General features: G+C 60.8%; 8 protein-coding genes and 1 pseudogene. 6 read left to right on the top strand and 3 right to left on the bottom strand.

Annotation, left to right across the window (positions count from 1 at the left end; translation table 11 throughout):
- Positions 1 to 143: 143 nt before the first annotated feature.
- Both Q0239_RS15715 and Q0239_RS15710 read right to left on the bottom strand, forming a co-directional pair.
- Entirely contained in the window at positions 144 to 1,541 is a 1,398-nt protein-coding gene (locus Q0239_RS15715; RefSeq protein WP_298604624.1) for a D-arabinono-1,4-lactone oxidase, read from the bottom strand.
- A complete protein-coding gene (locus tag Q0239_RS15710) occupies positions 1,538 to 1,897 on the bottom strand; it encodes a c-type cytochrome (protein WP_298604622.1) in 360 nt (119 codons plus the stop codon). Before Q0239_RS15710 ends, Q0239_RS15715 begins: the two co-directional genes overlap by 4 nt.
- Before the next feature lie 63 nt (positions 1,898 to 1,960).
- On the opposite strand from Q0239_RS15710, the gene Q0239_RS15705 reads away from it, so the two are divergent.
- Positions 1,961 to 2,530, top strand: a complete 570-nt coding sequence (locus Q0239_RS15705) for a TetR/AcrR family transcriptional regulator (RefSeq protein WP_298604620.1) — start codon at positions 1,961 to 1,963, stop codon at positions 2,528 to 2,530.
- On the opposite strand, the gene Q0239_RS15700 is transcribed toward Q0239_RS15705, so the two are convergent.
- Positions 2,527 to 3,432 (bottom strand): SDR family NAD(P)-dependent oxidoreductase, encoded by a 906-nt coding sequence (locus Q0239_RS15700; protein ID WP_298604618.1) that lies wholly within the window; start codon positions 3,430 to 3,432, stop codon positions 2,527 to 2,529. The genes Q0239_RS15705 and Q0239_RS15700 overlap by 4 nt on opposite strands.
- Positions 3,433 to 3,648: 216 nt before the next feature.
- On the opposite strand from Q0239_RS15700, the gene Q0239_RS15695 reads away from it, so the two are divergent.
- From Q0239_RS15695 to Q0239_RS15675, 5 genes and pseudogenes are all read left to right on the top strand, one after another.
- Positions 3,649 to 5,010: a porin gene (locus Q0239_RS15695; protein ID WP_298604616.1), complete on the top strand. Its 1,362-nt coding sequence runs from the start codon at positions 3,649 to 3,651 to the stop codon at positions 5,008 to 5,010.
- A 106-nt stretch (positions 5,011 to 5,116) separates the two neighbouring features.
- Positions 5,117 to 5,518, top strand: coding sequence for a hypothetical protein (locus tag Q0239_RS15690; RefSeq protein ID WP_298604614.1), 402 nt, complete (start codon positions 5,117 to 5,119; stop codon positions 5,516 to 5,518).
- Between the two features lie 44 nt (positions 5,519 to 5,562).
- Positions 5,563 to 5,859: an HPr-rel-A system PqqD family peptide chaperone gene (locus tag Q0239_RS15685; RefSeq protein WP_298604626.1), complete on the top strand. Its 297-nt coding sequence runs from the start codon at positions 5,563 to 5,565 to the stop codon at positions 5,857 to 5,859.
- Positions 5,852 to 6,706, top strand: a complete 855-nt coding sequence (locus Q0239_RS15680) for an HprK-related kinase A (RefSeq protein ID WP_298604612.1) — start codon at positions 5,852 to 5,854, stop codon at positions 6,704 to 6,706. The genes Q0239_RS15685 and Q0239_RS15680 overlap by 8 nt, the downstream gene beginning before the upstream one ends.
- A pseudogene (locus Q0239_RS15675) lies at positions 6,703 to 7,054 on the top strand (hypothetical protein); the annotation flags it as partial. The gene Q0239_RS15680 and the pseudogene Q0239_RS15675, both read left to right, overlap by 4 nt.

The following is a 7,054-nucleotide window of genomic DNA, read 5'->3' as shown; positions in this document are numbered from 1 at the left end:
GTTGAGACCGGCACGGCCGAGCGCAGCAGCTAGCCCTTTGAAATAGTCGCTGTGCATCGCTCCCTCCTCTGCCGGGCGCAGCAGCATTGCACCCGCTCCCGCCGCAATCAAGGCGCCGCCGCCGATAAAGAAGGTGCGGCGCTTCATCCGAAAATGCGTTTCAGGAATGGATTGAGCATCCGGCCATCGGCGTCGACCGCGCGCCGCACCGCATCCGCCTCGGTAAATTGCGGATAGAGCCGCTTGAAATCCTGCGCGCCGAGCGAATGGAGCTTGCCCCAATGCGGTCGCCCTCCGGCTTCGCGGAACACCGGCTCGGCAAGTCGGAACATCCAGTCATGGTCTTCCTTGTACCAGGCGTGCACCGCGATCGACCCGCTTTCGCGTTCGTGAAAGGGCGACAGCCAGGCATCATCGGGCGCAATGATCCGCGCCTCGATCGGGAAGAATACGCCGCGCGCGTCGCTTTCGATCCGGCGTATGATTTCGCGCAGCACGCCGACCTGCTCGCCAATCGGCAGGTGATATTCCATTTCCTTGAAACGCACCGGGCGTTCGTTCGACAGCAGTTTCCAGCCTTCATCGATGGCGATATCGGGCGGGATATCGGCCATCGCCGATTGCGCAGCTTTCCGGCGCAACTCGGGCGTAAATTCGAACAGGTCACGCAACGATTTAAGGTCCATCAGCGTATCGGTATCGCCGTCGGGCCCGCGCGGACTAACTGGTTCGGTCGTTGTGTCGTGGGTGATGAGCGCCGATTTGCCAGTAAAGGGCAGCACCAGGAACTCGGCGTTGCGATGCTTTTCGGCGAGTGCAGGCCATTGGCGCAGCATGTCTTCGGTGTCGACCAGCGACACCACCTTCTTCACGCGTTCGAGCGGACGGTTTTGTAAGGTGACTTCACTCAGCACGCCAAAGGCGCCGAGCGAAACGCGCGCGGCGTGGAACAGCTCTGGCCGCATATCGCGGTTGCATTCCGCAACTTCACCATTGGGCAGGACGATCCGCATACCGGTGACTTCGCCGTGGATCGCTTTCACCCCTTTACCGGTGCCGTGTGTTCCGGTGGCCAATGCCCCCGCCAGCGTCTGTTTGTTGATATCGGGCAGGTTGGGCATTTCCTGCCCGATGCCCGCGAGAAGCGGACCGAGCGCGGAAAGTTTCGTGCCTGCCCGAACGGTCGCGGTCATCGCCGCCGCATCGTGGCGCACCAGCCCGCTCAGCCGATCGAGTGAAAGCAATGTGCCTTCGGTAGGAACCAGTGCGGTAAAGCTGTGGCCGGATCCTACGGGCCGCACCGGCGTCTGGGCCTTGGGCAGCAGGGCGGCGAGTTCGGTCTCATTGGCCGGTGCAGTGCGGGCGACGGGATAGGAATGTTCATTTCCGGCCCAGTTTGACCAAAGCGCGCGACCCTTTGCATCAATGGGCTCGGGCAGGTCAGGCTCCCGGCTTAGCCACATGCGTCGACCGGCCAGCCCGCCGACGCCCAGCGCCAGCAACCCGGCCCCTCCCAATAATGCGCGACGGCCCAGTTTCATTGTTTTTCCTCCCGGCCAGCCATGAAGCGGATCAAGGCTTTCATGTCATCAGGTGTGCAGCTGAAGCATTGCCCTCCCGCAGGCATACCCTTCTTGCCCTGGATGGCGGCCGCAAGAAGAACATCCTCGCCTTGCGCCCAGCGTGCGTCCCAAACAGTGCGGTCGCCGGTCAGCGGCGCGAGCGAGTCTTTGACGGTATGGCATGCCTTGCACGATCCCGCATAAAGCTCGGCAAGTTTCGGGTCGGCTGGCGACAGCATCGCACTCTCCGCCTCGCTCAGCGGCTTGGGCGGGGGCTCTCCGCTGCCACAGGCCGCAAGTGGCAGTGCCAGAATTGCCAGTGCAATTTTTCGCATGCTTTCCCCTTCCCATGCAGAGAAATATAGCTATAACTATATTTCGTCAAGCAGGATAGTGGAATGCAGCGCAGACCCCTTCAGAAACGATCAATCGCGACACGGGAAAAGCTGCTCGATGCGGCAGGTGAACTGCTGGCTGAAGTTGGCGTGGAGCGGCTCAGCACCAATTTGGTGGCGGCCAAAGCAGGGGTCACGCCGCCGACGCTCTACCATTATTTCGACGATAAATATGTGTTGCTCGCCGCTGTAGGTGCGCGGCTGATGGAGGCGCAAAATGCGCTGGTCCCGTTAGATCCGGGGCAGGCGGAGGATGCAATCGCTAAGTCTCTGCTCGACCATGTCGACCTGACGCGGCGGAGCCCCGGCGGACCTTGGGTGATGCGGATGTTGCGCGCGGTGCCGCAATTGGCCGAGGTGCGGCTGGCGTCGCATCGGACGTTGGCAGAGGCGTTGGTGGAAAGTGCGCTGGCACTGGAGCCGCGGCAGGATCGGGCCAGTCTGGAGCGCCGTGCGCGGCTGGCAGTCGATCTGGGATATGCGGCTATCGAACTCGTCTTCGACGAACCCGAGCTCGATAGCCGGGAAATCATGCAGGATGCGGCCCGGGCAATCCGGGCCCTTTTGGCTTAACCTGCTTTTGCCTGCAGCAGTTTCATCGCCTGCATCGACTGTTCGCCACCCGACTGGGGAACGATTTCGCCGGTGCGGTCGCTGATTTTTGCAAAGTTGGCAGCAACGCCCTCGGGCGATAGATCGTCACCTTCAAGCAGCGCGCCCTGCGTCATGGTGACATTGGCGGTGTGGAAGAAACCGGCACCCGCACCCATGATGACATTGGCCGGGGCATCTTCCGAAACGAGGAAGAGAGCGGCCGGAACGACATTGACCGGATCGAACATTGCGAAAGCCGCGGGCGGCAATATGTCTTCGGTCATGCGGGTCGCCGCGATCGGCGCCAGCGTGTTGCACTTCACGTTATACTTTGCGCCTTCGAGGTAGAGCGACTTGGTGAAACCGGCGAGGCCGAGCTTGGCGGCGCCATAGTTGGTCTGGCCGAAATTGCCGTACAGACCGGTCGACGAAGCGGTCATCAGGATGCGGCCGTAATTTTGTTCGCGCATTGTATCCCACACCGCCTTGGTGCAGTTGGCCGAGCCGTTGAGGTGGACGTCGACGACCAGTTTCCAGTCGGCCATTTCCATCTTGGTGAAGCTCTTGTCGCGCAGGATACCGGCATTGTTGATCAGGATGTGGACGCCGCCCCAGGCTTCTTTCGCCTTCGCGACCATTTCGACCATCTGCTCATATTCGGTGACGCTGCCGCCATTCGACATCGCTTCGCCGCCAGCGGCCTTGATTTCTTCAACCACCTTGAGTGCGGCATCCGAGTGGCCGGTGCCATCGCGTGATCCGCCGAGGTCGTTCACGACAACCTTCGCACCGCGCTTGGCGAGTTCGAGCGCATAGGCGCGGCCCAGTCCACCGCCTGCACCGGTCACAATGGCGACTTTATCCTTGAAGTTGATGGTCATTTTCATGCTCCAGAATTAAGGGGTACACAGACGCCGAAAAGCGACTCCAAACCCCGGGAAATTGCGGGGCGCGGATTGGCACGCCCTTTACGTTTACGCAAGCGTAAAGCGGTGGAATTTGGAGACTGTAACAAAAGCTACTTATTGCCGTCATAAAGGCGACGCGAATTGGCAATCATTTTGTCACGGTGATTCGGGGAAGGAAAAGGAACCGTCATGAAATTCGCACGCAAATTGCTGCTTGGCAGCGCCGCCACAGCCGCCATGTTGGTTTCCAATCCGGCGCTCGCACAATCGAACGACGCCGAGATGGAGGCACTGCGCGCCGAAGTTGCCGCGTTGAAAGCGCAGTTAGCAGAGCTGTCGGCCAAGGTTGAAAAGGTAGCGGCGACGCCCGCCCCTGCACCCGTCCCGGTGGCTGCCGCTGCCACTGAAAAGAAGCCTGCTGCCGAAATTTCCTGGAAGGGCGCGCCCGAGATAAAGGGTGAGGGCGGTTGGAGCTTCAAGCCGCGCGGTCGCCTTCAGATCGACGCCGCTTCGATCAACCCGTCGGACACCATCGCGACCAACAGCCTTGGCACTACGGCGCGTGTACGCCGTGCACAATTCGGTATCGACGGCACAATCCCGGGCGGTTTCGGGTACCGCGTCGAAGCTGATATCGGCAGTGGTTCGGCCGAACTGACCGATATGTACCTCACCTACAAGGCGAGCAAGGAGCTGACGATAACCGTTGGCCAGCACAAGCCTTTCTGGGGTCTGGAAGAGTTGACGAGCGACCTGTTCACCAGCTTCAACGAGCGCGCTGCCTATCATGGTGCCTTCGGGTTCGAAAGGCGTGTCGGCTTGTCTGCGACTTATACGGGCAAAAATGTGCTCCTACAGGGCGGCATTTTCGCTGACAATGCCGCGGATCTCAATGGCGATGGCTCCAACAACAGCCGCAGCTTTGACGGCCGCATCGTGTTCATGCCCAAATTGGGTGACACGCAGCTGCCCCTCGGGGCGTGGGGCCACAGCCGCCGCTTCAACGATTTTTCGAGCACCGCGCGCTATCGCGCCCGCCCCTTCACCCGCACCACCGACACGCGCTTTGTCGATACCCGCGGGTTCCTGGCGAACGGTGAGGACAGTTTCGGCGTTGAAGCCTTGGCGAGCAATGGCCGTTTCCATGCAAGTGCGGAAAGCCACTGGCTGACTGCCAAGCGGATCGGAGCCTTTGCCGACCCGACCTTCAATGGTGGCTATGCCGAAGTCGGTTACTTCCTGACCAAGGATTCACTCACCTATAAGGGTGGCGTGGTTGACCGGACCAAACCCTCTAACCCGCTGGGCAAAGGCGGTATCGGCGCAGTTCAGGTCAACGCTCGCTATGACTGGGTCGACCTTTCGGACGACGTCATTGTTGGCGGCAAGCAGCAGACTTATGGCTTGTCACTAGTCTGGACCCCGACCGAATATGTGAAGTTCATGGCCAATTACGGCCACCTCGTACTGACCGATGCCGCCGTGCTCGCAGGCGGTGACGGCGATTATTCGGCGGACGTCTTCGGGATGCGTGCCCAGATCGATTTCTAAGCCACTGCGTTTAACTTTCTTACAAAGGCTGTCCCGTTCCAAGACGCGGGGCAGCCTTTACAATTCCGGCAGTGGATTCCACCGTCGATATTGCTAAGGACATAGCATGAGTGGCGATACACCCGAAGATAACGACCCGATCCATATGCCGACGCGTCGTCGTGCGTTGATGCTGGGTGCCGCGGGTGTTGCGACGGTGGTGTCGGTGCGTCCCGCGCTTGCCCAGACCGCCGGCTCGGTCCTCAACTGCGAAATTCCGGTTCCGGGGCCGCATGGTACGGGCATGAATATCGACGCAACGGGAAATCTGGTCGCGCCCGATACGCCTGGCTCGTTTGTTGCTACCGGTCAGAAATTCAGTGGTGAGGAAGTGAAACGTGCGCTTTCGGGCCAGACGCTGCCCGGCACGACCTATGAGCAGAGCCAGGCCTATGTGAATTACATCCGCCGCCTGCAGGCCGGTCAGAGCGGATTTACCTGTTTCGCCTCGCTGCAAATGCCGCGCTGATCCTTGCAGATTGAATTTTAACGCGGCTGTATTAGGCCTTGGCCGTGGCCGATCCCGAAACACTCTATTTGGCAGAACCCGCTGAAGCCCGCATTGTCGATCCGCTCGACATGATAACGCTGATCTATCAGCGGCGTTCGGGCATCACGCATATGGTTGGTGAGCCGGTGCCGCAGATGCTCGAGGCGATGGGGAGCGATGCGGTTGATGCTGCAACGCTGGCATCGAGGCTGGAAGCCAGCTTTGATCTGGGCGGGCAGCATGATGCGGTCGCCTTGATCACCGAACGGCTGGAGGAACTTGCCGAGCTTGGGCTGGTGGAGCGCAGCAGCAATGCTTGATTTTCGCGTTCAGGTGGGGCCTGCAGCCTTCAGGATCGGTTCGGCATGGCGGGCACCTATCGACCAAATGGTGGAGCTTTATTCCGACTATCCTCAGCCAGATTTCACCGACTTCACTGTGCGGCTGGAGCCTACCGGCTGGCTGCGGAGGTGGCTGCGACCCTCGGTGGCGATCGGCGGCGATTATATGCTTCCCGATGCCGCGCCATTGCCGCTGGAGCAGGGATTGCTCGCTGCCGAGATGGCGATGAACCTGCAAATGGCGCTCGGCTGGCGGCGGCATTTGTTGTTGCACGCCAGTGCAGTCGAGCGCAACGGGCGGGTGCTGGTGATGACGGGACAGTCGGGTTCGGGCAAATCAACCCTCTCGGCTTTGCTCGGCTCGAAGGGTTGGCGATTTCTGGGCGACGAATTTGTGCTACTCGATCCGGAAAGTGGTCATGCGGTGCCATTCCCTCGTCTAATCAGCCTGAAGAACGGTGCGATTGCCGCCATGCAAACGGCGCAGCCCGATGCGCGCTTTGGTCCGCTTTTGGCGGGCACACCCAAGGGCGACATCCGCCATATGGTTCCGCCAGCGGATGCCATTGCGCGGATGGGGCAGAGTGGCACCCCTGCATTGCTGCTCTTTCCCCGCTATGGCTATCCGGGTGCGGTGCGAGAGGTGGCTCCTGGCGAGACTTTCATGCGGCTGACCCAAGCCTCGACCAATTATGTCGCATTGGGAGAGGCAGGCTTCGCGACGCTTACCCGCTTCGTCAAATCGGTGCCGTCGCGGGCGATTGATTATCAGTCGGGTGAAGAGGCTGTCGCATTGGTCGAAAAGCTGTGGGAGCGGTTGGCATGAGCCGCGACGCTATGCTGCTGGTCGATGCGCTCCGCGATCCTGCTTCGACGCGCGCCTTGGATGCACAAGGCTGGACCGAATTACTCTCTATGGCACGCGCCGAACAGTTGGTTGGAACGCTGGCAGAGCGACTCAAAATTGAGTCGGTGCCGCCAAAGGCCGCAGAAATCCTTGCCGAAGCCCGGATCAATGCCGACTATCAGCGCCGCTCGGCTTTGTGGGAGGCCGATTGCGCGCGGCGTGCTTTGGCAAGTTATGGCGGGAAGATCGTGCTCCTGGAAAGCACCGCCCATGTCGCGGCGGGGGTGGTGGCGGGGGGGGGGCGGGCGGTAGGAGGCCCCGCGATTT

This window comes from uncultured Sphingorhabdus sp., from assembly GCF_937872355.1.
Classification (GTDB): Bacteria; Pseudomonadota; Alphaproteobacteria; order Sphingomonadales; family Sphingomonadaceae; genus Sphingorhabdus_B.
The sequence above is the reverse complement of the archived record's forward strand: the minus strand, read 5'-3'. Positions and strand labels throughout refer to the sequence as shown.

Excerpts from the sequence above, each read along its gene's own strand:
- Q0239_RS15680 (WP_298604612.1), top strand. The coding sequence starts at position 5,852 with ATGCTTGATTTTCGCGTTCAGGTGGGGCCTGCAGCCTTCAGGATCGGT.
- Q0239_RS15710 (WP_298604622.1), bottom strand. The coding sequence starts at position 1,897 with ATGCGAAAAATTGCACTGGCAATTCTGGCACTGCCACTTGCGGCCTGT.
- Q0239_RS15695 (WP_298604616.1), top strand. The coding sequence starts at position 3,649 with ATGAAATTCGCACGCAAATTGCTGCTTGGCAGCGCCGCCACAGCCGCC.
- Q0239_RS15700 (WP_298604618.1), bottom strand. The coding sequence starts at position 3,432 with ATGACCATCAACTTCAAGGATAAAGTCGCCATTGTGACCGGTGCAGGC.
- Q0239_RS15690 (WP_298604614.1), top strand. The coding sequence starts at position 5,117 with ATGAGTGGCGATACACCCGAAGATAACGACCCGATCCATATGCCGACG.
- Q0239_RS15705 (WP_298604620.1), top strand. The coding sequence starts at position 1,961 with ATGCAGCGCAGACCCCTTCAGAAACGATCAATCGCGACACGGGAAAAG.
- Q0239_RS15715 (WP_298604624.1), bottom strand. The coding sequence starts at position 1,541 with ATGAAACTGGGCCGTCGCGCATTATTGGGAGGGGCCGGGTTGCTGGCG.